19 protein-coding genes are annotated in these 19,877 nt (G+C 63.2%); 9 read left to right on the forward strand and 10 right to left on the reverse strand.

Annotated elements, in window-relative coordinates; translation table 11 throughout:
* Positions 1 to 20: 20 nt before the first annotated feature.
* Positions 21 to 569, reverse strand: coding sequence for a type VI secretion system contractile sheath small subunit (gene tssB, locus ACQKRQ_RS13085; protein ID WP_427477369.1), 549 nt, complete (start codon positions 567 to 569; stop codon positions 21 to 23).
* Positions 570 to 607: 38 nt separating this feature from the next.
* A complete protein-coding gene (gene tssH, locus ACQKRQ_RS13090) occupies positions 608 to 3,355 on the reverse strand; it encodes a type VI secretion system ATPase TssH (RefSeq protein WP_427477371.1) in 2,748 nt (915 codons plus the stop codon).
* Between the two features lie 564 nt (positions 3,356 to 3,919).
* On the opposite strand from tssH, the gene ACQKRQ_RS13095 reads away from it, so the two are divergent.
* From ACQKRQ_RS13095 to ACQKRQ_RS13125, 7 genes are all read left to right on the forward strand, one after another.
* Positions 3,920 to 4,579, forward strand: a complete 660-nt coding sequence (locus tag ACQKRQ_RS13095; RefSeq protein ID WP_427477373.1) for a TagK domain-containing protein — start codon at positions 3,920 to 3,922, stop codon at positions 4,577 to 4,579.
* Positions 4,576 to 5,448 carry a type VI secretion system accessory protein TagJ gene (locus ACQKRQ_RS13100; RefSeq protein ID WP_427477375.1) on the forward strand — a complete coding sequence of 291 codons (873 nt, stop codon included), beginning with the start codon at positions 4,576 to 4,578 and terminating at the stop codon, positions 5,446 to 5,448. Before ACQKRQ_RS13095 ends, ACQKRQ_RS13100 begins: the two co-directional genes overlap by 4 nt.
* Before the next feature lie 16 nt (positions 5,449 to 5,464).
* Positions 5,465 to 6,010: a type VI secretion system baseplate subunit TssE gene (gene tssE, locus ACQKRQ_RS13105; RefSeq protein ID WP_427478316.1), complete on the forward strand. Its 546-nt coding sequence runs from the start codon at positions 5,465 to 5,467 to the stop codon at positions 6,008 to 6,010.
* Positions 6,011 to 6,062: 52 nt separating this feature from the next.
* Positions 6,063 to 7,952 carry a type VI secretion system baseplate subunit TssF gene (tssF, locus tag ACQKRQ_RS13110; protein WP_427477377.1) on the forward strand — a complete coding sequence of 630 codons (1,890 nt, stop codon included), beginning with the start codon at positions 6,063 to 6,065 and terminating at the stop codon, positions 7,950 to 7,952.
* Positions 7,952 to 9,028 carry a type VI secretion system baseplate subunit TssG gene (tssG, locus tag ACQKRQ_RS13115; RefSeq protein ID WP_427477379.1) on the forward strand — a complete coding sequence of 359 codons (1,077 nt, stop codon included), beginning with the start codon at positions 7,952 to 7,954 and terminating at the stop codon, positions 9,026 to 9,028. Before tssF ends, tssG begins: the two co-directional genes overlap by 1 nt.
* A gap of 12 nt (positions 9,029 to 9,040) precedes the next feature.
* Positions 9,041 to 10,135, forward strand: coding sequence for an ImpA family type VI secretion system protein (locus tag ACQKRQ_RS13120; protein WP_427477381.1), 1,095 nt, complete (start codon positions 9,041 to 9,043; stop codon positions 10,133 to 10,135).
* Between the two features lie 383 nt (positions 10,136 to 10,518).
* A complete protein-coding gene (locus ACQKRQ_RS13125) occupies positions 10,519 to 10,776 on the forward strand; it encodes a helix-turn-helix domain-containing protein (RefSeq protein ID WP_427477382.1) in 258 nt (85 codons plus the stop codon).
* Between the two features lie 25 nt (positions 10,777 to 10,801).
* Here ACQKRQ_RS13125 and hpaC read toward each other — a convergent pair whose 3' ends face one another.
* The gene (hpaC, locus tag ACQKRQ_RS13130) at positions 10,802 to 11,341 is read right to left on the reverse strand and encodes a 4-hydroxyphenylacetate 3-monooxygenase, reductase component (RefSeq protein ID WP_427477384.1); all 540 of its coding nucleotides are present in this window, start codon (positions 11,339 to 11,341) and stop codon (positions 10,802 to 10,804) included.
* Positions 11,342 to 11,599: 258 nt separating this feature from the next.
* Here hpaC and ACQKRQ_RS13135 point away from each other — a divergent pair, with 258 nt between their 5' ends.
* Positions 11,600 to 12,262 (forward strand): response regulator transcription factor, encoded by a 663-nt coding sequence (locus ACQKRQ_RS13135; RefSeq protein ID WP_132374345.1) that lies wholly within the window; start codon positions 11,600 to 11,602, stop codon positions 12,260 to 12,262.
* 32 nt (positions 12,263 to 12,294) lie between these two features.
* On the opposite strand, the gene ACQKRQ_RS13140 is transcribed toward ACQKRQ_RS13135, so the two are convergent.
* From ACQKRQ_RS13140 to ACQKRQ_RS13160, 5 genes are all read right to left on the reverse strand, one after another.
* A complete protein-coding gene (locus ACQKRQ_RS13140) occupies positions 12,295 to 13,038 on the reverse strand; it encodes an SDR family NAD(P)-dependent oxidoreductase (protein WP_132374346.1) in 744 nt (247 codons plus the stop codon).
* A gap of 74 nt (positions 13,039 to 13,112) precedes the next feature.
* Positions 13,113 to 14,237, reverse strand: coding sequence for an amidase (locus tag ACQKRQ_RS13145; protein WP_427477387.1), 1,125 nt, complete (start codon positions 14,235 to 14,237; stop codon positions 13,113 to 13,115).
* Positions 14,234 to 14,749 (reverse strand): nuclear transport factor 2 family protein, encoded by a 516-nt coding sequence (locus ACQKRQ_RS13150; protein WP_427477389.1) that lies wholly within the window; start codon positions 14,747 to 14,749, stop codon positions 14,234 to 14,236. Before ACQKRQ_RS13150 ends, ACQKRQ_RS13145 begins: the two co-directional genes overlap by 4 nt.
* Positions 14,750 to 14,759: 10 nt before the next feature.
* Positions 14,760 to 15,137, reverse strand: coding sequence for a hypothetical protein (locus tag ACQKRQ_RS13155; protein WP_132374349.1), 378 nt, complete (start codon positions 15,135 to 15,137; stop codon positions 14,760 to 14,762).
* A 60-nt stretch (positions 15,138 to 15,197) separates the two neighbouring features.
* On the reverse strand, positions 15,198 to 16,370 hold the full coding sequence (locus ACQKRQ_RS13160; protein ID WP_427477391.1) for an acyl-CoA dehydrogenase family protein: 1,173 nt from the start codon (positions 16,368 to 16,370) through the stop codon (positions 15,198 to 15,200).
* 239 nt (positions 16,371 to 16,609) lie between these two features.
* Here ACQKRQ_RS13160 and ACQKRQ_RS13165 point away from each other — a divergent pair, with 239 nt between their 5' ends.
* Complete coding sequence (locus ACQKRQ_RS13165; RefSeq protein ID WP_427477393.1) at positions 16,610 to 18,106, forward strand: PAS domain-containing sensor histidine kinase; 1,497 nt, start codon at positions 16,610 to 16,612, stop codon at positions 18,104 to 18,106.
* A gap of 7 nt (positions 18,107 to 18,113) precedes the next feature.
* Here the strand turns inward: ACQKRQ_RS13165 and ACQKRQ_RS13170 are convergent, their stop codons facing one another.
* On the reverse strand, positions 18,114 to 19,430 hold the full coding sequence (locus ACQKRQ_RS13170; protein ID WP_408176586.1) for an MFS transporter: 1,317 nt from the start codon (positions 19,428 to 19,430) through the stop codon (positions 18,114 to 18,116).
* Positions 19,431 to 19,469: 39 nt separating this feature from the next.
* Positions 19,470 to 19,853, reverse strand: a complete 384-nt coding sequence (locus ACQKRQ_RS13175) for a tautomerase family protein (protein WP_132374353.1) — start codon at positions 19,851 to 19,853, stop codon at positions 19,470 to 19,472.
* Positions 19,854 to 19,877: the final 24 nt, after the last annotated feature.

Below are 19,877 nucleotides of genomic sequence, written 5' to 3' on the forward strand. Positions count from 1 at the left end.
AATCTGTTCTGTCCCGTCGATCAGCGGGGCGCGTCCGCGGCATCCGCCACTTCGGTGGCGGCGTTCGAAAGCTGGGGTTTCGGTGTGGCCGCAAGCGATTTCAGCAGCGCCGGATCCTGCAGCAGCCTGTTGACGAGTGATTCCGCGCCGGACTTGCCGTCCATGTACGTTTGCAGATTCGCGAGCTGCGTGCGGGCTTCGAGCAGTTGCCGCAGGGAATCGACCTTGCGGGCGACGGCCGCCGGCGAGAAGTCCTCAATGCTCTCGAAGGTCATATCGACCATCAACTGCCCCTCGCCTGACAGCGTGTTCGGCACCGCGAATGCGACGCGCGGCTTGATCGCCTTCATCCGTTCATCGAAGTTGTCGATATCGATATCGAGGAAACTGCGGTCGGCAACCGGCGGCAGCGGTTCGACGGGCTTGCCGGAGAGGTCCGAAAGCACGCCCATGACAAACGGCAGTTCGACCTTCTTCTCGGAGCCGTAGACTTCGACGTCGTACTCGATCTGCACACGTGGCGCCCGATTGCGCGCGATGAATTTCTGCGAACTACTGGGAACAGACATTGAGGTCTCCGTGGACGGTGGTGATGAGTCGGCAGCGTTTAGTCAACCTGCTCGACGGAAAGGGAAGGTGACATTGCGGCTGCTGATGGCTCGACCAGGGCATGCGCATACGTGCATTGAAAAGTGAGCGCGACGATGGGTGGTGCGCTCGCGTCGACGACGTCGATTTCAATGCGCGTGATGGGCCATTTCGACGAAAATGCGTCGAGCCACAACGCGGACAGACGAGGCAGCACGTGTTGTTCGATGAAGCCGATCAGTACACGAGCCCCGGTTTCGTCGACAAGACATCTGCCGACGATGTAGTCGACCACTTGCTGGTTGTAGGCAAGCGCAATGTCATGGACGCGGGCCATGCGCATGACCACGCGGTCCAGATGCAAGCGCACGATGCGCGCAAGCGATTCACCGGCAAGCGGCCGGTACGGCACCACGGTGACGCGGCCGAGAAATGCCGCGGGAAATGCCTTGAGCAACTCGTGTGTGAGGGCTTCGCGCAGCCCGTCGGCGTCGGGCGAGAGCGGTGCATCGGCACACAGGCTTGTCGTCAGTTCCGAGCCGGCGTTGCTGGTGAGCAGAATCGTCGTGTTGCGGAAATCGATGTAGCGGCCGTCACCATCCTCCATGTAGCCTTTGTCGAAGACCTGGAAGAACATTTCGTGCACGTCGCGATGGGCCTTCTCGATTTCGTCGAGCAAAACCACCGAATAGGGGCGGCGCCGAACGGCCTCAGTGAGCACGCCTCCCTCGCCGTAACCGACATATCCAGGCGGAGCGCCTTTCAGTCCGGAAACGGTATGAGCCTCCTGATACTCGCTCATATTGACGGTGATCAGGTTCTGCTCGCCGCCGTAGAGCGCTTCGGCCAGTGCGAGCGCCGTCTCGGTTTTGCCCACGCCGGACGGCCCCGCGAGCAGGAATACGCCCAGCGGCTTCTTCGGATCCGTTAGCCCGGCGCGTGCGGTTTGCACCCGCTCGCCGATCTGATGCAGTGCATCGCGCTGGCCGATCACTCGCGCCTCGAGCGTGGCCGGCAGCGACTGCACGGCGGCCACTTCGTCGGTGAGCATGCGGCCGACCGGGATGCCTGTCCAATCCGACACAACCTCGGCGACGATCGCTTCGCTCACCTCCGGAAACACCAGCGGTCCATCGCCCTGCAATTCCGTGAGCGCGCGTTCCAGTTCCTTGAGCGGATGAAGCGGTCTGCGCGTATCCATGCCCGTGTCGGGTTGCGACGCACGGGTATCGGCACCGAGCGCATCACGGGCGGCGAGCAAAGCCTGCGCCGCGAGGAGCTGTGCTTTCCAGCGCGCTTCGACGCTCTGCTCGGCGGCGACGAGTTCATCGATGCGACTCTGGGCCGCCTCCAAGGCGCGGCCGGCATCGAGGCCGATACGCGATTCCGCGGCGAGCAACTCGCTTTCGACGCGCGCTGCCCGCACGCGTTGACGCACGTCCTGCAGCTCTCGCGGGGGCGCATGCTGGGAAAGTGCGACACGCGCGCAGGCGGTGTCGAGGAGACTGATTGCCTTGTCCGGCAACTGACGGGAGGGGATATAGCGATGCGACAGGGTCACGGCCGCGCGGATCGCCTGGTCACGCACGACCACGCCGTGATGCCGCGAGAACGTTTCCGCAAGTCCGCGCACCATGTCGATCGCCGCCAGTTCTTCCGGCTCCGGCACTTGCAGAACCTGGAAACGCCGCGTGAGCGCGGGATCCTTTTCAATGTGCCGTTTGTACTCCGCCCAGGTCGTCGCGCCGATCGTGCGAATCGCGCCGCGCGCGAGCGCGGGCTTGAGCAGATTGGCGGCGTCGCCGGTGCCGGCCTGGCCGCCCGCACCGATCAGCGTGTGGATTTCGTCGACGAACAGGATCACGGGGACCGTTGATTTCAGCGCCGCCTCCAGCACGCCTCGCAGACGCGCTTCGAATTCCCCCTTCATGCTTGCGCCTGCGAGCAGTGCGCCCACGTCGAGATTCAGCAAGCGCACGCCCACCAGCTTGGGCGGCACGTCGCCCGCGGCGATGGCGCACGCCAACCCCTCGACAACGGCGGTCTTGCCGACGCCCGCCTCGCCGGTCAGCAAGGGATTGTTTTGCCGGCGGCGCAGCAGCACGTCGATCATGGTGCGAATTTCCAGCTCGCGCCCGACGACCGGGTCGATTTCACCGTTGTGTGCGCGCGCTGTCAGGTCCGTGCAGAACTGTTCGAGCGGCGAGCCCTTTGATACCGCGGAAAGGGCATGCGAGGCTTCACCGGGCACCGCTGGCGAGAAATCGCTGTTGTCGTAAGGTGCGTCAGCGGCTTCGGGCGACCCGTCGATGTATGCAAGAACAGCGTCGTCCAGACCTTCGACAGGTATCTTGCCGAACGCCGGCGAGATGGACAGCAGCACACGCCGCAGCTCAGGCGTCTGTACGAGTGCGGCGACGAGCCACGCGCTACGGATACTTCGGTCGTCGAAACTAAGTGTTGCAAGCACCCACGCGCGTTCGATTGCCAATTCGACGTAATGCGAGAAGTCACTGATCGAACTGGCACCCGCGGGCAGTGCGGCCAGCGCACGCGCCAGATCGCGATCTAGCGTTGCGTGATCGATGCCACAGTGCCGCGCGATCCGATGCAGGTCCGAATCAGGCTGCTGCAGCAGTTGATGGAGCCAATGCACAAGCTCGATATACGGATTGCCGCGCAGCTTGCAGAAGGCCGAGGCGGACTCGATGCTTCTGTACAGCGTGGTTCCAAGCTTGCCGAAAAGCGCCTGACGCGAAATCGCCATGTGGTTTCTCTGAATCGTTGTTCTTGGTTTTGTGCTTTCGACTATTGCCGGACAACGTAATTTCTAATCAGCCTAACGACTATTCAATTTAGTCTGGTCGAATCAAGGTTGTATTCCGAATTTCCCGATATTCTTTGGAATAAGCAAATCGTCTTGACTGTATTAAACACATGGCTTGGATGATTCGTCAATTGACTATTGCCTATAAAACTTGCAACTTATCTAGATTGGGAAATTTCTATTCAATGTTCGGAAAGTTCTTCGTGGTGGATATGTTGTCATTGGTGTTGTGTCTGCATGTCTTTGTTTTTATGGAATAAAAATATATCTCTATATTGCATTTAAATGTTGGTGAGTGTTGTGAGGTCGGGAGCTGTCTAACCTCGATCAAGGTTTTTCGGCGAATGGTGTTTGTCTCAAAAATAAGATCGGTTATCGGAATAAAATTTCATTCGATGGGTAATGGACTAATGCCCGCGAGTTGTGGTTAAAATGCGATCTCTCGCCACTGAGGAAAGGCAGGGGAATCGCATGTGGATAAACAGGCTTATCAGGCGCGACGCCATGGCGCCGACGCGCATTGAACCGGGCGCGGCCGAAACGGAATGCGGACTGCGGGAAGACATGCGCCTCGCCCGCGAGGCCGTCGACGATCCACTGCGTGCCTGTGAAGACGATGCCGAGGACCGCATCGACGAAGACTTGCGTGGCAGTAACGCCATATTCGGACTGATCGGCGGCGCCCTGGCCTCTGAAAATGGCGAATCGCGGCGCGAACGAGACGAGGCAGGTAATGGCGCCGACGATCTGATCGAGACGCTGCATGAGCAGTATCGTCGCGTGCTTGTTGATCCGCAGGCATCGCTTACCGAAGGGTGGGGAGCACAGCCGGCGTTATCGGCGGCACTGCACCCGGCTTTGCCCTACGAGTCGTCAGTGGTTGCCCAGGCGCCGCACAGCGGGTCGATCGAGGCACTCCTGTCCGGCGCGCGCTTCATGGAAGACGTCTTCGGCCCGCTGGCGGCGGCCCATGAAGCTGACCTGGCGGCATCGGAGCCGGTCCCGGAAATCCTGGGTCTTTTTGCGCCGGAGGAATACCTCGCCGCGGCAGCGCGGCGCGCCCGCGCGTTGCCACCTGCGCTTGCGCGGCGCGAGCACCATACGTTGGGTCTTGACAGCCCATTGCCGGCCTCCCATTCATTGACACACGAAGACGCTCGATGACCGCGCAGCTATCCCGCAGCAACCCGACGACCGATCACGGCATGCCGCTCGATGAGCGCATCGCGGCTGCTGAAATGCAGATTCGCACGCGCCCCGCAGCAGCCGAATTTCGCTGGGCGCTGTTCCAGTTGTTATGCGTGACCGGTCATTGGGAGCGCGCAATCGGTCAGCTCCAGGTGTTCGCGCAACTTTGTCCCGAGCAGACTCAGGCCGTTCAGGTGTATCGCGATCTGATTCGCGCCGAGCTCTGGCGCGCGAAAGTCATCGCGGGTCGCGAGCGTCCCGGGTTCGTCTTCCACGCGCCGTCATGGGTCGAGGGGCTCATCGAGGCGTTGCGTCTGAGCGCTGCCGGTCAGATCGACGCCGCCGACCAGGCGCGCTACGCGGCGCTCGATCGCGCGCCGCTCGTCGCCGGTCAAGCGTCGCATTTCGCGTTCGACTGGATCGGCGACAGCGATTCGCGCTTCGGACCAGTCTGCGAAGTGGTGACGGCAGGACGTTACCGGTGGTTGCCGTTTTCAGATCTTGCCGCGTGGAAGGTCGAGCGTCCCGCCACGCTCCTTGATCTCGTCTGGGCACCGTGCACGTGGACGCTGCTCGACGGCACCACGGTGTGCGGCTTCGCGCCGGCGCGTTACCCCGGCGCGGAAGATGTGCACGGGGACAGCGGCGAGCGTGATGCCATCCGACTAGGACGCAAGACGGTGTGGCGGGAATCGGGGGCGACCGGCGTGATCGCCCATGGCCGGAAAACGTGGACAACCAGTGCCGGCGACTTGAGTGTCTTCGAGCTTGCTGGTTGCGAATTCAGTAACGGCGCGAGCAAGCGCGGATCGAATCAGCAGGGCGGCTCAAATGAACAGGCTTAAGCCGGCGTCGAAGCCGATGCGCGGCGACGCGCGGTCGGTTCGTGATGGCGGCACCACGCCTCGGCGTGCGAATGCGCACCTGCTGCCGACCTTGCTCGACCGCCTGCGTGACGATGCCCCGCAGAGGCAGACAGAAGGGCCCAATGAATACGCGGTGACCCGTGCACAGATGCGCGACATCGTGCAGCGCGACCTGGCGTTCCTGCTCAACACGACCAGCATCGAGGACCTGATCGATCGCAAGCGACATCCGCACGCGGCTTCGTCGACTGTGAATTTCGGTGTGCCGGCGCTGGCGGGCGCCTTCACGGCAACGCGCAAGTGGGAAGACATCGAGAAGATCATCCGGACCGCGATTAGCGAATTCGAGCCGCGGCTGATCTCCGATTCGCTCAGCATTGCGCCGCTCGCGGGAGTCGATGCCGACGTTCACTACAACGTGCTGGCATTCGAGATCCGCTGCATGATCCGAATGGATCCTTATCCGCTCGAATTCATGGTGCAGAGTTCGCTCGATCTGGAAACGAGCCAGTTGAACGTCACCGGCATGCGCGCGGGCTGAGCACAGCCCTCCGTTGCGCAAGAGAAGCTTAAAGAACAACGAGAAAACACCGATGGATCCGCGACTGCTCGACTACTACAACCAGGAATTGATCTACATGCGCGAGCTCGCCGGCGAGTTCGCGCAGGCTCATCCGAAGATTGCGCGGCGGCTCGGCATGCAGGCGGGTGAGGTGGCGGACCCATATGTCGAACGTCTGATCGAGTCGTTCTGCTTCATGGCGGCACGCATGCAGATCAAGCTGGATGCCGAGTTTCCGCGTTTCACCGGGCGGCTGCTCGAAGTCATCTACCCGAACTACGTTGCTCCCACGCCTTCGATGGCCGTCGCGCGCCTGTACCCGAGCCCCGTCGAAGGCAATCTTGCCGAAGGTTTCCGCGTTGCACGCGGCACCGCCTTCAAGTCGCGCGTACCTGATGGAGAGCAGACGCCCTGTCAGTTCCGCAGCAGCCAGGACGTGATGCTCTATCCGCTGGAGATTATCGACGCAAGGTTGACCGGCATTCCGCCCGACATTGCCTCGCTCGGCCGCTACGTGCCACCGAACGTGCAGGTACGCGGCGCGCTGCGCCTGAAGTTGCGTACGACTAATGCAGCATCCATGGCCGATCTGCGAGGGCTGGACAGATTGCCTGTGTATCTGGCGGGTGACGAACAGGTTGCTTCACACCTGTTCGAACTGATCCACGCGGCGGGCGTCGCAACGATAACCGGCGTGCCCGGTCAGTTCGGCTTAGCCGGCCGGCCGCTGTCCGTGGTGAGCTCCGACGCGGTGGTTCACGAGGGGCTGGGGCACGACGAGGGCCTGCTGCCGCTCACGTGGTCGAAATTTCACGGGCACAACCTGTTGCATGAATACTTCGCGTGCCCGAGTCGCTTCTATTTCTTTACGCTAACCGGTCTCAAGGAGGGCCTGCGCCGCGTCAACGGCCCGGAAGCGGAAATTGTCCTGCTACTCGACCAGTCACCCGAGCGGCTCGCGAGCCTCGTCGACGCGTCGCGCTTTGCGCTGTTCTGCACGCCGGTCATCAACCTGTTCCGTAAGCACACCGACCAGATCGAACTGTCGGAAGGCGACACCGAGTTCCGCATCGTGCCGGCGCGGCTTCATCCACTCGACTATGAGGTGTTTGCCGTTGAAAAGCTGTCCGGGCAGGTCACGACGACGTCCGCCGAGCGCGAATTCCGGCCGCTATTTCAAACGTTGAACAACGACGAAGGAAATTACGGACGGTATTTCTCGACGCGCCGCGAGCGCCGGCTGATTTCGGACTCGGCGCGCCGCTACGGTACACGAACACCGTACATCGGCACGGAGATGTTTGTGTCGCTGGTCGATCAGCATGAGGCGCCCTACAGCGAGGAAATCCGCTACCTGTCGGTCGATGCGTGGGTTACCAACCGCGATCTGCCAAACCTTGTGCCGCGTGACGGCGTCAACGATCTTGCGGTAGCCGACGCCGATGCGGTGGCGAGCACCGGCTTGATTCGCGCCCCCAGTGTGCCGAGAGCGCCCTACGCGGAGCGCGAGATGGCCTGGCGGCTGATCCGTCAACTGAATTTCAACTATTTGCCCCTTGACGATCTCGATCACCGCGAGGGCGGGCAGGGCCTGCGTGACCTGTTGCGTCTGTTCCTGGCAGCCGACGACACCGAGCACCGACGTCAGGTCGAAAGCCTCGTCGGCGTGAAGACACGGCCGGTGGCGAGGAAACTTCCGGGCGGTGGCCCGCTGGTGTTCGGACGTGGCATCGAGTGCGCGCTGACCGTCGACGAAACTGGCTTCTCGGGCACCAGCCCCTATCTGTTCGGCCTGATTCTCGAGCACTATCTGACGCGACACGTGTCGGTCAACAGCTTCACGCAGACCGAACTGCATTCGATGCAGCGCGGCCGCGTGGCGAACTGGCCCGTGCGCATGGGCACGCGTGGGATCGTCTGATGGACCGGGCCCTGCTTAAGGCGATCGTGCGCGATGCAGCGCTTTCGCCGGAGTTGATCGAACGCCTGCGGGCCGAGCCGTGGCGCTACGGCTTCCTGACGCTGCTGCGTCGCATCGGCGCCGATCCGCGAATCGATCCGGTCGGCACGGCGCAACGCCCGCAGGCGGAACCGTTTCGTCTCGGGCAGCAGCCGAGCCTGACCTTCGCCCCGCGCGAAATTGCGAGCGTCGGGCAGGCGAACAGAAGACTGAAAGTGCGCCTCTTCAGTCTGGGGATGCTCGGGCCGAACGGGCCGCTGCCGATCCACGTAACGGAGATTGCGCGCGAACGTGAGGAAAGCCGACGCGATACCACGTTGGTCAATTTCCTCGACATCTTCCACCACCGCTACCTGACGCTGCTGTACCGCGCATGGGCGTCCGCCCAGGCCGCGGCGGGACTCGATCGACCCGGCAACGAGCGATTCTCGTTCTACGTTGCGAGCCTTACCGGCCAGGATGTCCGCGAGATCGATCACGGGCCGCTGCCTGCGCATGCGCGCCTGTCGGCCGCGCCGCATCTCGTGCGCGAGGCGCGCAATCCGGATGGCCTGCGCGCCACGCTTGCGCACTACTTCGGCGTGCCAGTGGCCATCGAGGAATTTGCATTTCACTGGTTCGACGTGGATCCGAGCGAACACAGCCGTCTCGGCTGGCCTGGCTCGCCGTCGACCATGTGCGACGGCGCGACGCTCGGTGAACAGATTCCCGATCGTCAGCACAAATTCCGCATTGTCGTCGGGCCGGTCGACCTCGACGAATACCTGCGCTTTACCCCGCAGGGTGCGGATTTGCCGCGACTGATTGAATGGGTCAGGACGTTCGTCGGCAATGAGTTCAACTGGGAACTGGAACTGCGCATCCGGCCGCAAAGTGCGCCGCCTGCTGTCATGGGCGGCCCGCAGCAGCTCGGATGGTCCGGGTGGCTGGGACGTTCAGCGTCTGAAGAGCGGATTACCGGTATGCGTTTCGAGCCGGAACGGTATGTAAAGGAATTCAAGCGCGATGCCGTGGATGTGGCGCAACCGCGCGGGTGATGAAGGTAGACGATGAGCAATAACAGAAAACAGCCGCCGCAGAAATCGACGCCGGCCAAGGGGCCAGCGCTTCACGACTGGATGATGCCGGTGGATGACAGCGCTCCTTGCGGGGCCGACCTCGAATACGATCCGGAATTCGTGGTGCTTTCGGCGAAAGTGGCCACAAGGATTGAGGCACAGTACGGCGACTTCGTGGGTTCTCCGGACCCGGTCAACTGGAGCGATGTCGATCGCGACTGCCGGCGCCTGATGATGCGCAGCAAAGACATGCGCCTCGCGGTCCTCTTTACGCGGTGCCGCACGCGCCTTGCGGGTGCCGCAGGCCTTGCCGAAGGCACCGGATTGCTCGCTGCATGGCTGGCCGCGTTTCCCGACGTGATTCACCCGCAACCGGGCGTCGACACAGATCGTGATGCCGCGCTGGAAATTCGCATGAATGCCTTGCAGACCTTGGCCGATACAGACGGTCTGCTATCGGACGTGCGCGAGATCGCGCTGACGAAGTCGACGGCGGCACGCCTGCAGGTGCGCGACGTTGAACGCGCCTTTGCTCAACCGCGTCCGAGCGATGCGCTTGCGCCCGAGTCGGTGATGCGGCAACTCGATGATCTACGCGTGCAACAACCAGCGGCGCTGGCGGGATTCGATGAGGCGCTGGCGAGCGTCGCCGCGATCGACGCGTGGAGCCGCGAACACCTGAATCTCTACGCCGCGGACTTGTCAGCGCTTACCCGGTTGCTGCGGCATCTGAGCGCCGGGGAAGCGCGATCGGAAAGCGCTCACCCGGCGATCGTCGCGGCCGACGCGCAGGCTATGGACGAAGTCACGAATGCCGCGTCGGGCGATTCGTTACCCGCGAACGAAGAGAGAACAGCATCGCCTGTCGCTGCCGCCGTCAATCGCCGCTTGGACGGGACACCGGCGGATCGTCAAGCCGCGCTCGAACTAGTCCGGGCAGCTCGTCAGTGGTTCGAACAGCATGAGCCGAGCAGTCCCATTCCAGTGCTGCTGCGGCGCGCGGAACGATTCGTCGGCAAACGCTATGCGGAGGTGGTCCTGGCGATTCCGGCCGAGTTGCTCGTGCAATGGGACAACGAAACATGATGTGCGCTGGTGAGAAACACAACCGAAAGATGCCTTGCATCAGCCCGATCAGTGACGGCAAAAGCGAACCCCGATCCATGCGCAACCGTCGCTTCCAGCATCTTTGGAACGTAGATCGTTTATGACCAAGCATGCGCATGTCCATCGTCAGGTTAAGCACGGCAAGCAGGGTTGGGTGGCAAGAGACCCGTTGATCGTACCGATCGCGTCGCGAGACGCGTTGCGCAAAGCGATAGAGCTCGAAGGCATTTCACCGACCGAATTCAGTGACCTGCTCTGGATCACGGCGCAGGAATCGGCGGGGGTGGTGAATGCTCACAACCCGGCGTCGACGGAGCGGGGTCTGTTCGAGTTGCTGCGTGCCCAGTATGGCCTCAATCCGAATGGCGAAAACGCCCGTGGAATACAACCAGTTGCGCGCTTTAGTGGCCATTGCCCCGCACGGCAGCATCCGCGCCGCGGCCAAGACGGCGTGCCTGTCCCAACCCGCGTTGACCAAGGCGATCCGCGAACTCGAACAGGAATTGGGCGTGCCGCTCGTGACACGCAGCGCGCGCGGCGCGCAACTCGACTGTTTCGTCGAAGCCGTCACGTCAGCGCCGCTTTTTCAATTCGACACCGATCGCGCGGACGTCGCATGAGCAGTCCACGTGCCGCGATCATGCATCAATGCGATGCCGCACGTTTGATGCGATGGAAGTTACGGTCGAAGTAGATCAAGCCATCGCCATCGCTTCGTACGCTAATGCGTGTGGTCTTCACGAACATCACCGAGTGCGAGCCGACTTCCTTCAGGTCGACGATCTCGCCTTGCAAACTCGCCAGCGCGTCGCGCAAGACCGGCACGCCGTGCATGCCTTCGTCCCAGATGGGCCAGCCAAAGCGTTCTTCCATCGGCACCTGGGTCATGCCCGCGAAGTGGCGCGCGAGCAGTTCGTGCTCGCCTGGCAGCACGTTGATGCAAACATGCCGGTTGCTTTGGAAGGTCGCGTGCATGGCGCTCGACCGGTTCAGGCAGACGAGCAGGGTAGGCGGCGTATCGGTGACCGAGCACACGGCGCTCGCGGTGACGCCGCATCGTCCATGCGGGCCGGCAGTCGTGATGACGTTCACGGCGGCGCTGAGGTGCGCCATGGCTTGACGGAATTGCTGTTTCGCGTCCATGTGAGCTTCGGCGTCGGGAGTCGCGTGTTGGGTCGGCGTCATCGTTCGGGTTCCTGGGGCTGATGTCGTTTGATTGGATTTAAGCGTAAGCAATCCCCGAAAAAAATGAAATCCGCGCGAGCGGTAGCCGGGCAGCCGTGTTTCCTGGTCCGTCTAAAGTTTTCCCCAATGCATCGCCGAATGTTGGGCTAAGAGCCAAAAGTAATCGCCGTTTCAGGGTAACTATCGCTTTGCAGCGCTTTTTCCGCTAGTTATGATGGACCACGTAATATGCTTCGAATCGCATCTAAAACTACCCCCATGCCCCAGCCTTCGCAGTCCGCCACACCCCTCGCACCGATCGTGTACATCGTCGACGACGACAGCGGCATGCGCACGTCGCTTGCGTGGCTGCTCGAATCGGTTGGCGTGAAGTCGGCGGGTTTTCCGAATGCCGGCGAGTTTCTCGGCGCGTTCGATCCGGACGTGCCCGCCTGTCTCGTGCTCGACGTGCGCATGCCCGAGCAAAGCGGCTTCGACGTGCAAGCGGAATTGAATCGTCGCGGCGCCACGTTGCCGATCATTTTCGTCAGCGGCCACGGCGATATTCCGATGTCGGTGCGCGCGTTGCAAAACGGCGCGATCGATTTCGTCGAGAAACCGTATAACTCGCAGCAGATGCTCGACCGCGTGCAAAGTGCGCTGAAGCTCGCCGCTCAACGTCACGTGGCCGCCCAGAAGCAGCGCGAGTTGCGCAAGCGGATCGAGTCGCTGACCGCGCGTGAAAAAGAGGTATTGCGCGGCGTGATCGACGGCAAGGGCAGCAAGCGCATTGCCAGCGATCTGTCGATCAGCGTGAAGACCGTCGACGTGCATCGCGCGAGCATCAAGGACAAACTCGGCGCGGCCTCGATCGCGATGCTGGTGCGCGAGGTGATGGCGGTGTGGGATCAGGATGCGGACACAGGCGGCATGCAGCGTTGAAGCATGCCGCGCTGGTGTGCACGCCCATCGGCTTAGCGCATGAACAGGCCGCCGTTCACATCCCAGCACGCGCCATTCGCGAAGTAAGCATTTTCCGCGGCAAGCATCACGGCTACATCGGCGACATAGTCCGCTGAACCTAGACGTCCGGCTGGAATGTTCGCGATCACTGCCTTCAGTTTGTCGGGGGCCACGCTTTCATGCACGATCGGCAGATCCATCGGTCCGGGCGAAATGGCGTTGACGGTCACGCCCGCAGCGCCGAGATCGCGCGCGAAGACCTTGGTGAGCGTGATCACACCGCCTTTCGCGGCCGCATAATGCGCGCCGGTAGCCGAGCCACCGTTCTGTCCCGCGAGCGACGCGATGTTGACGATACGGCCCGTGCCCGCGTCGGCGAAATGCTGGCCGAACACCTGGCAGCCGAACAACACGCTGCGCAAGTTCACGTTGATGACCTGATCGAATTGCTCGGCGGTAATGTCCATCACGGACACGACTTTCGAGGCGCCCGCGTTGTTGACCAACGCGTCGACGCGGCCCCAGCGCTGCAGGATCGCGTCGCGCGCCGCGATGAACGCGGCTTTCGCGGTCACGTCGAGATTCAGCGCGAAAGCCATGGAACCGTCGGCGCTCAGATCGCGCGCGAGAGCTTGCGCGGCATCGAACGCGATATCACCGATGGCAACCGCGTAACCCGCCGCATGAAAGCGCGTCGCGATCGCGGCGCCCAGGCCGCGCGCCGCGCCGGTGACTAGAACGACTCTTTTCTGCATTGCATCCACTCCACTTCGCTTCACTTCGAAAAATCGGCCGCCGTTCGAACGGCCAGAGGCATGACTCAAGCGAGTCAAGCGGCGAAGGCGGCCTCGAAACGCGCCGCGATCGCGCACACCTGCTCGTCCTGACCCTTGCGTCCGACGATCTGCAGACCTGCCTTGAGCGGCGAACCGCCGATCGGCAGCGGCAAACTCAGCGCAGGATGGCCACTCAGATTGAACGGCCGGATCAGCGACGACATCGCGATCACCGACTTGCCGCTGCGCGCTTCGTCGAGCGTGATCGGCAGGGCGGGCAGCGTGGGCAGAATCAGCACGTCGACATTGCTTAAAGCGTGATCGACTGCCGCGGTGAAGTCGCGGCGCACCTGTTCGGCCGCATCGAGTTGCGCGGCGGTGGTGTTGGCCGCGGCGCGCAGGCGCGCGTCGAGATCCGCGCCGAGCTTGCCACTGGCCACCAGATGACCGAACGCGCGCGAAGTCTCGGCATTGATGACCGCGACGCCCGCGTCGAAGGCGGCGGCGAGGCCGGCGAGCGGCAGCGCGTGCGCGGTGCAGCCGGCTTGATCGGCGGCGCGTGTCACGGCTTCGAGGATCTCGGGCGCGGCGTCGGCCTGCACGATGCCGACTTTGCACGCGCCTTGCCACGCGTGCGCGGCGTTCGCATCGAAGTTAGCGGCGATGGCCTGCATCGCGGCAACGAGCATGCGCATGTCACGTGCAAACGGTCCAACGCAATCGAGCGTGGACTCTCGCGGCGTCACGCCGAGTCGCGACACGCGCCCGAAGGTGGGCTTCAAACCGATCACGCCGCAACATGCGGCGGGGCCGCGAATCGAGCCGCCGGTGTCGGTGCCGAGCGCGGCGTCGGCGAGCTTCAGTCCGACTGCCGCCGCCGATCCGCTCGACGATCCGCCCGGAATGCGCGCCGCGTCCTGCGGATTCTGCGGCGTGCCGGTGTAGTCGTTGATGCCGGTCATGCCGAACGCCAGCTCATGCATGTTCGCTTTGCCGACGATGTGCCAGCCGGCCGCGAGCAATCGTTCGACGACTTCGGCATGCTTTTGCGCGGGCGGCGTGTCGGCCAGTGCGCGGCTCGCGGCGGTGGTGGCGTAACCGGCGATATCGATCGTGTCCTTGATCGCGATGCTCGGGCCGGTGCCGCCTAACGACAGCGTGTGGATAAACTCGTTCATGGGTGCGGTTTCCTTGCATTGACTTGCCACGGCGCGTCGAACAGGCGCTCCGTGCGAAAGTGCGTGATGAGCCAGTCGCGGCCGTTGCCGGCAGGCGCGAAATCCACTTCCAGGCGCGCCGAGATCAGTTCGGCTTGCGCATCGACATAGCCAGACGCTTGCAGCATGATCCAGCGGCCTGTCGCGCTCGCGCCTTGCACGTCGATGGTTTCCGACGTGAGGAAGTGCACGTTCACCGAGAAATGCGGCGAGGGCGGCAGGTAGCGCGTGAGCATCGCGAGAATTTCAGCGTGGCCCGTCAGGCGGCCGAACTTGTTCGCGTACTGTGGGCCGATGCCTTCCCAGATCGCGTCGGTGGAGAACAGCGCCGCGAGCGTCTCGCCTTCGAGCGCGCCGGACGGCACATCGCATAGCGCCATATAGCGCGCCATCGTGCGGCGCACGGCCGATTCGGCTTCGAGCGCGGCGAGGCGTTCGGTCAATATGGCAAGCGTATCCTGGTTCGCGTTCATTGCGGCACGCTCAAGCGGCGTTGGCATGTTGCGGCGGCACTTGCAGCGCACGTCCGACACGTGCTTCGATCTTGCCGTAGCGCCACAGGTTGTACTCGCCCACCGGCGTGGTGCGATACAGATTGCACACGGCTACGGTGGTGTCGAAATCGCGCACGTCGGCCATGATATAGAAGGTCCAAGGCGAGTTGTCGGCATGGCCTACCGTGAGGCGGTCGTCGTCCATGATGCCGAGCACCTTGACGCCTTCCATCGCTTCGATCGCGGCCAGCATCTTGCCGTAAGCCTGCCAGACTTCGCCGATCTGTTCGCGCGGCAAGTCGAAGAAATTCTGCGTGACGCCGCAGCAGAACAGAACACGCAGCGGCAGCGTTGAAGTATCGGACATGAGGTGTTGTTCCTTTCAATCGTAGTGATGTGGGTGGATCGTGATCGATCAGAAAATGGCTTACAGGTAGCCCGGAATCGGCGGCACGCCCACGAACACCGCGCCGGCGCCGTCGTAGTTGCCTTCGCCGAGAAACGCGTGCTGCGTTACGACCATCGAGTCGCGCAACAGGCGCTGCAACGGATGCGAGCGATAAATCGCCATCGTGCCGCCGAGCCGGTAAGCGCGCTGCACGACATCGGCGCCTTCGCGGGCGATCTGCGTCGCCGAGAGGCGCAGTAGGCTCACCTGATCGGCGGTGACGGGATTGCCGGCGAGGATCGATTGCCACACTTCATTGGTCGTGTCGTAGAAAAATGCACGCGCCGAGCGCAGTTGTGCCTCCGCTTTCGCGAGTTCGATGCGGTAGTAAGCGCGGTCGGCGAGTTGCGGCGCGCCGGTCGTGGTCTTGCGACCGCCGGCCATGTGGTTGGCGACGTCGAGCGCGGCGCGCGCGAGCCCGAGGTTGACCACGGCGAGCACTTGCGCGGCGTAGGCGATAGTCGGGTAGCGATACAGCGGTTCGTCCACGCAGGGTTCGCCGCCGCGTACGAAGGTCCAATCGTCGGCGACGAACTGGTCGGCAACGCGCAGATCGTGGCTGCCGGTGCCCTGCATGCCGACCACGTCCCAGTTTTCGACGATCTCCACCTGATGCGGACGGAACACGGCCGTACGCGGTTTGCCGCCGGTGCCAGGGGCGCCAGCGCCGATGCCCACGCCGAGCCAGTCCGCGCCTTTGCAGCCGCTCGCGAACTTCCACGTGCCGTTCACACGCCAGCCGCCTTCCGCGGGCTGCGCCGGTTGCACCGGAAAGAGACCGCCCGCGAACACCTGATCGGGGCCGTCGGCGTAGATTTCCGCCTGGGTGTGCAGCGGTAGCGCCGCCAGGTAGACATTGGCCGAGCCGAAGCTCGCAACCCACGCCGCCGAGCCATCCGCTACCGCGATGCGCTCGATCATGTCGAGAAACGCGGCCGGCGCGAGCGCGTCGCCGCCGAAACGTCGCGGCGTGGCAGCGCGATAGATGCCCGCGCGCTTGAGCTTGGTGATCACGTCGCGCGGCACATGCGAGAGACGGTCGAACTCGTCGCGGCGCGCGGCGATCTCGGCGATCACTTCGTCGAGCGTCAAACGGGCGGCATTCGATGGGCTCGATTGATCGGCAGCAACGGCGGTGGCGGTGTCGGACATGATGGGGTTTCTCCTTGATTCGTTATTGGCTCGAACTCGCGGCGCGTTGGTGCTCGACATGACGCGCCGTGCAGGTTCAGACCAGTCTAGAAATGCAAAAAGAACGCTTCAATTGGGACGCGGGCCTCAGTTTTAGGTAACGCTCCGGGTTCATCTAAAGAAATCTTCAGACGCGCAATGCGCGCACTGGTGTTATGTTTCTGCCCATACGTGATCGAACCTGTGTGCCGTACCACCCGATGAATTTCCCCGCCGAAGAAGACTTCCACCGCCTGCTCGACGCGCTCACGCTGTGCGTGCTGCTGCACGACGCCGACACCAAGGCGATCGTGTGGGCCAATCGCGCGGCCTGCGAGGCGCTCGGCTTTACGCTCGCCGAATTGTTGCCGCTCAAGGCGAAGGACATGACGCGTCCGGTGCCGAAGTACCGCCGCGAGATTGGCGTCGGCGCGATGGATCGTTCGATCACCGAAGGCCCGCAGGTGTACGAGTGGTGTTACCGCTCGCGCACCGGTGCCGACATGTTGTCCGAAGCGATCGCCACTTACGTGCCACTGCGTGAGCGCGCGGTGGTGATGGTGCAGTTCCGCGATATCAGCGCCGAAGACACACTCAAGCAAACGCTGCGCCGCTACGAATCGCGGCTGCGCGAATTCATGCAGGATCTCGGCGAAGGCGTCGCGGTGCTGACGCCCACGGGCGAAGTGGAGTTCGTCAGCGAATCCGGCCGGCGCGTGCTCGGCCTGGAAGAGGGCGCGCCGATGGGGGACGTGCTCGACTATTGCAGTGAGCCAGACCGCAAGCGTCTGCTGGACCAGCTTGCCGACGCACCGCGGATTCAACCGTCGGCGCCGCAGCGTTACCGCATCACGCGTCGCGACGGTACGGCGGGCTGGCTGCGCATTACGTGCCGGCGTATCGAGATCGAAAACGACCTGAATGGGCGGCTGCTGCACTTTCGCGACGTGACGGACGAAGTCGCCGTCGAAGAAGCGCGGCGCAACGAAGCGCGTTTGCTCGAATATGCGGGGCGTTACAACGCGATGGGGGAAATGGCGACAGCGATCGCCCATGAACTGAGCCAGCCGCTTGCCGCCGTGCGCAACTTTATCGAAGGCGCGATCCGGCGGCTCGCGCAACCCGCTTCGATCGACGACGCCGTGTGGGGCCTGCGCAGCGCCGATCGTCAGGCGGAACATGCGGCGTTGATTATCAAGAGCGTGCGCGATTACATCGTCAAGCGCGAGCCGAGCGAGACGCATGCGGACCTGCGCGAGGTGCTTGCGGATGTGGCGTACTTCATCGAACTGCGTGCTCGCGAGGCGAGTGTGACGCTCAAGATCGAGCAGGCCCCGGAGCCGCTGCCTGTTTATATCGAGCGCGTGTTGATCGGGCAGGTGGTGTTGAATCTGGCCTTCAACGCGATCGAAGCGCTTGGAGAAGGGGCCAGCGAAGGCACGGCAGCGCGGCGTCGAGAGCTTCGCCTCGTCACGCACCTGCGCGGCAAGTACGCGATCGCCCAGGTGATCGATAACGGCCCAGGCGTTCCCGCCGATGCACACGGCCGGCTCTTCGACGGCTTCTCTTCGTCGAAAGCGGGTGGCAATGGCATCGGGCTTTCGCTGTGCAAGAACATCGTCACGCGGCACGGCGGCGAGATCTGGGCGAAACCGGCGCAGCAAGGCGGGCTCGAATGCAGCTTCTCGCTTCCTCTCGTCGCCGCGCCGCCCGGCTGATCGCAGCTCAATCATGCGTGGTGCTGGTGTTGCGGGGAATCGTCACGAGCGTGAGCGCGGTGATCACGCCGAAGCCGATCAGCATCAGCGCGACCGGCCACGGCGCGCGCACTTTCGCATACAGCGCGGTGGCGACGAGCGGCGCGAGTCCGCCGGAAAAGACCGAAGCGATTTCGTGACCGAGTGCCATGCCCGAATAACGCACTTCCGTGGGAAACAGTTCGCCCATCAATGCGGGTTGCGTGCCGATCATCGCCGCGTGGCAGAACGGCAGTCCGAGCACGAGCGACAGGAACACGAGCATCGGCTGATGCGTGTCGATCAGCCAGAACGCGGGAAACGCGATCACCACCAGGCCGAGCGCGCCGATCATATACACCGGCCGCCGCCCGATCACATCCGACAGACGCCCCCACAACACGATCGTCACGAGTTCGAGCAGCATGGCGACCATCACGCCGCCGAGCATCACCGAAACCGGCACGCCGATCGTCTTGCCGTACACCAGCACGAACGAAAGAAAGATATACGTCCCGCCGTTTTCGGCGACGCGCAGCCCCATCGCCTGCAAGACCTGCTTCGGATGATTGCGCAGCACCGTCAGCACCGGCATATGCTTCGGTTTGGCGGCCGTGAAGTCACGGCTTTCCGGCAGGCGCCGGCGAATGTACACGCCGACGCCGAAGATCAGCACGCTGGCAAGAAACGGCACGCGCCAGCCCCACGACATGAAGCTTTCGACCGGCAAGCGCTGCACCAGATAGAACGCGGCCGCCGACAACACGAAGCCACCCGCCACGCCCAACTGGCTGAACGCCGCATAGTAGCCGCGACGATTGGCCGGCGCGCTCTCGCTGATAAGCAGCACGCCGCCGCCCCATTCGCCGCCGGATGCGATGCCTTGCACGACCCGCAGACACACGAGCGCGGCAGGCGCGAGAAAGCCGACTTGCGAGAATGTGGGCAACAGGCCGATGCCGAAGGTCGCCACGCCCATCATCATCAGCGTGATGACGAGCGCGCGTTTGCGGCCGTGCCGGTCGCCGATATGGCCGAATACGATGCCGCCCAGCGGGCGCGCGAGGAAACCGATTGCAAAGCCCGCGAATGCGGCGAGCGTGCCCAGCAGCGGGTCGCCATGCAGCGGGAAGAACAGCGGTCCGAAGATCAGTGCGGCGGCGGTGCCGTATAGGAAAAAGTCGTACCACTCTAGCGCGTTGCCGAGCACGGAGGCGACGATGATCCGCCGCAATGTTCGCGAGGTGGCCGGTGCCGCGGATGCAGGAGGCGCTCCGGCCGTGGGAGAAAACGTGTCGTTTTGCATCGTCGTGCTCGCTGTTCGCGGTGGTTAATGGGGAAGGCGTTAACGCCCGAGTGATTTCGCGGTCTGGCCACCAATGCCGAAATCGGTATTCGGAATGTCCTTGATCATCACGCGGGCGGCGGCGAGCGGCGTGTCGAGCACGTCCGCGCCGGTTTTGCTGAGCGCGGCGATCAAGGCTTCTTTTTGCGCGGGCGTGCGGCCGGCGATGAGGATCGCCACGATGGTGAGAAGCGGTGCCCGAGTGTTCGCATTGCTCGCGCCACCCAAGCCGAAATCGTGCGGCGGCAATTCACTCAGCAGAATCCGCACCGATTCGGCGGGTGCGCCGATTGCAGTGACCGTAGCCTGCGTGAGACCCGCGATCAACTGCGCCTTGCGCGCCACTTCGTAACCTTCCGGCAAAAAAACTTCTAATGTGGGCATCGCTGCGCTCGTAGTTTCAAAGGC

This window comes from Paraburkholderia sp. NPDC080076, assembly GCF_050281145.1.
Lineage (GTDB): Bacteria > Pseudomonadota > Gammaproteobacteria > Burkholderiales > Burkholderiaceae > Paraburkholderia.

Coding starts and splice junctions, on each gene's coding strand:
- ACQKRQ_RS13150 (WP_427477389.1), bottom strand. CDS start 14,749: ATGAACGCGAACCAGGATACGCTTGCCATATTGACCGAACGCCTCGCC.
- ACQKRQ_RS13120 (WP_427477381.1), top strand. CDS start 9,041: ATGAGCAATAACAGAAAACAGCCGCCGCAGAAATCGACGCCGGCCAAG.
- ACQKRQ_RS13140 (WP_132374346.1), bottom strand. CDS start 13,038: ATGCAGAAAAGAGTCGTTCTAGTCACCGGCGCGGCGCGCGGCCTGGGC.
- ACQKRQ_RS13145 (WP_427477387.1), bottom strand. CDS start 14,237: ATGAACGAGTTTATCCACACGCTGTCGTTAGGCGGCACCGGCCCGAGC.
- ACQKRQ_RS13135 (WP_132374345.1), top strand. CDS start 11,600: ATGCCCCAGCCTTCGCAGTCCGCCACACCCCTCGCACCGATCGTGTAC.
- tssE (WP_427478316.1), top strand. CDS start 5,465: ATGCGCGGCGACGCGCGGTCGGTTCGTGATGGCGGCACCACGCCTCGG.
- ACQKRQ_RS13100 (WP_427477375.1), top strand. CDS start 4,576: ATGACCGCGCAGCTATCCCGCAGCAACCCGACGACCGATCACGGCATG.
- ACQKRQ_RS13155 (WP_132374349.1), bottom strand. CDS start 15,137: ATGTCCGATACTTCAACGCTGCCGCTGCGTGTTCTGTTCTGCTGCGGC.
- ACQKRQ_RS13125 (WP_427477382.1), top strand. CDS start 10,519: ATGGCGAAAACGCCCGTGGAATACAACCAGTTGCGCGCTTTAGTGGCC.
- ACQKRQ_RS13175 (WP_132374353.1), bottom strand. CDS start 19,853: ATGCCCACATTAGAAGTTTTTTTGCCGGAAGGTTACGAAGTGGCGCGC.
- ACQKRQ_RS13160 (WP_427477391.1), bottom strand. CDS start 16,370: ATGTCCGACACCGCCACCGCCGTTGCTGCCGATCAATCGAGCCCATCG.
- tssB (WP_427477369.1), bottom strand. CDS start 569: ATGTCTGTTCCCAGTAGTTCGCAGAAATTCATCGCGCGCAATCGGGCG.
- hpaC (WP_427477384.1), bottom strand. CDS start 11,341: ATGACGCCGACCCAACACGCGACTCCCGACGCCGAAGCTCACATGGAC.
- tssF (WP_427477377.1), top strand. CDS start 6,063: ATGGATCCGCGACTGCTCGACTACTACAACCAGGAATTGATCTACATG.
- ACQKRQ_RS13165 (WP_427477393.1), top strand. CDS start 16,610: ATGAATTTCCCCGCCGAAGAAGACTTCCACCGCCTGCTCGACGCGCTC.
- ACQKRQ_RS13170 (WP_408176586.1), bottom strand. CDS start 19,430: ATGCAAAACGACACGTTTTCTCCCACGGCCGGAGCGCCTCCTGCATCC.
- tssG (WP_427477379.1), top strand. CDS start 7,952: ATGGACCGGGCCCTGCTTAAGGCGATCGTGCGCGATGCAGCGCTTTCG.
- tssH (WP_427477371.1), bottom strand. CDS start 3,355: ATGGCGATTTCGCGTCAGGCGCTTTTCGGCAAGCTTGGAACCACGCTG.
- ACQKRQ_RS13095 (WP_427477373.1), top strand. CDS start 3,920: ATGGCGCCGACGCGCATTGAACCGGGCGCGGCCGAAACGGAATGCGGA.